At 69.5% G+C, this 1,851-nt stretch carries 3 protein-coding genes; 2 read left to right on the forward strand and 1 reads right to left on the reverse strand.

What is annotated here, in order from left to right; translation table 11 throughout:
- Positions 1 to 475 (reverse strand): VOC family protein (locus tag HW445_RS29340; RefSeq protein ID WP_180223856.1); only part of this gene is annotated, 475 nt, incomplete at its 3' end.
- Between the two features lie 196 nt (positions 476 to 671).
- Between HW445_RS29340 and HW445_RS29345 the strand changes: the two genes are divergently transcribed.
- Both HW445_RS29345 and HW445_RS29350 read left to right on the forward strand, forming a co-directional pair.
- A complete protein-coding gene (locus HW445_RS29345) occupies positions 672 to 1,307 on the forward strand; it encodes an ATP-dependent Clp protease proteolytic subunit (RefSeq protein ID WP_180223857.1) in 636 nt (211 codons plus the stop codon).
- A 2-nt stretch (positions 1,308 to 1,309) separates the two neighbouring features.
- Positions 1,310 to 1,851, forward strand: a 542-nt coding sequence (locus HW445_RS29350) for a ClpP family protease (RefSeq protein WP_180223858.1), incomplete at its 3' end; no start/stop codon positions are given.

Genomic DNA, 1,851 nt, shown 5'->3' on the forward strand with positions numbered 1-1,851 from the left:
GCAGTTCCTCGACGTCGAGCCGCCGCATCGTGAGCATCGCGGCCATGGCCCGGGCGGCCTTCGCGCGGTCGGGGTCGCGCATGATCTCCAGGGCCTCCTTGGGGATCACCTGCCAGGACAGCCCGTACTTGTCCTTGAGCCAGCCGCACTGGCTCTCCTGGCCGCCGTCGCCGATCAGGGTGTTCCAGTAGTGGTCGGCCTCCTCCTGGCTGTCGCACATGATCTGGAACGAGACCGCCTCGTCGAACTGGAAGAGCGGCCCGCCGTCGAGGGCGGAGAACCGCTGGCCGTTGACGGTGAACAGGACCTCGGCGGCCGACCCGGAGTCGTCCGGGACGATCTTCTCCGGGCCGTTCTCGGAGAACCGGTCCACCCGCTCGATGCGGGAGTCCGGGAAGACCGAGACGTAGTAGTTGGCCGCTTCCTCCGCCTGGTTGTCGAACCAGAGGCAGGTGATGAATCCGTTGCTGTCCATCGGTTCCTCCCGATTGTCCGTCGTTCATCACTGTCGACCGGCGGGGCGGTGAAAACTCATCGGCCGTGGCCGGGTGACGTGCTCCTCTGCCTTGGGCAGATCTGCCGCAGGCAGATAAACGCCCTGGTGAGGGGCGCGGCGGGGCACATTCGAGGCAGCACACCGCTTCGGGAACGAGTCTTCAGGAGGACCTCGGATGCTTCCACCGCAGTACGCCCCACGGGCACAGGACGGCGACACCCCGTACACGCGCTTCGACGACCACCTGGCGTCGGCGCTCCTGGCGCAGCGGATCGTGGTGCTCGGCACCCAGGTGGACGAGGTGTCCGCCAACCGGGTCTGCGCCCAGCTGCTGGTGCTCTCCGCGGAGGACCCGCGGACCGACATCGGCCTCTACATCAACAGCCCGGGCGGCTCGGTGACCGCCGGTCTCGCCGTGTACGACACGATGCGGGCGATCCCGAACGACGTCTCGACCCTGGCGATGGGGTTCGCGGCCAGCATGGGCCAGTTCCTGCTGTCCGTGGGCGCGCCGGGCAAACGGTACGCGCTGCCCAACGCGCGGATCATGATGCACCAGCCGTCGGCCGGCATCGGCGGCACGGCGGCCGACGTGGAGATCCAGGCGGAGAACCTCCAGTACACCCGGCATCAGATCGAGCGGATCCTCTCCGAGCACACCGGGCAGAGCGAGGAGACCATCGCCCGGGACTCCGACCGGGACCGCTGGTTCACCGCCGGACAGGCCCAGGAGTACGGGATGGTCGACCGCCTGGTGGACTCCTTCGACGAGGTGCGTCCCAGCGCCTCCCGACGCCGGACGGGGCTGTGATCATGGGGAGCTACACGGTTCCGTACGTGACCGAGCGCACGGCCCGGGGCGAACGGTCCTCCGACGTGTTCAGCCGTCTGCTGTCGGAACGGATCGTCTTCCTGGGCACCGAGATCGACGACGGGGTGGCGAACGTGGTCATCGCCCAGTTGCTCCACCTGGAGTCCGAGGCCCCCGACCACGAGATCGCGCTGTACCTCAACTCCCCCGGGGGCTCCGTCACTTCGCTGATGGCGATCTACGACACCCTGCGCTTCGTGCGCGCGCCGATCGCCACCTTCTGCGTGGGGCAGGCGGCGTCGACGGCGGCGGTGCTCCTGGCGGGCGGCGACCCGGGGCGGCGGTTCGTGCTCGAGCACGCGCGGGTGCTGCTGGGCCAGCCGGCCAGCGCGGGCAGCCAGGGGACGGTGGCCGACCTCGCCCTGCGGGCCCAGGAGATCGGCCGGATCCGGGCCCAGGTGGAGGAGGTGCTCGCCCGGCACACCGGCCACGACACGGTGATGCTGCGGGCGGACATGGACCGGGACAAGGTGTTCACCGCCGA

Source organism: Streptomyces sp. UH6, assembly GCF_013421635.1.
GTDB classification, from domain to species: Bacteria; Actinomycetota; Actinomycetes; order Streptomycetales; family Streptomycetaceae; genus Streptomyces; species Streptomyces abyssomicinicus.

What these genes read in the sequence shown, in the direction of transcription:
- HW445_RS29345 (WP_180223857.1), top strand. Translation starts at nt 672, where the DNA reads ATGCTTCCACCGCAGTACGCCCCACGGGCACAGGACGGCGACACCCCG.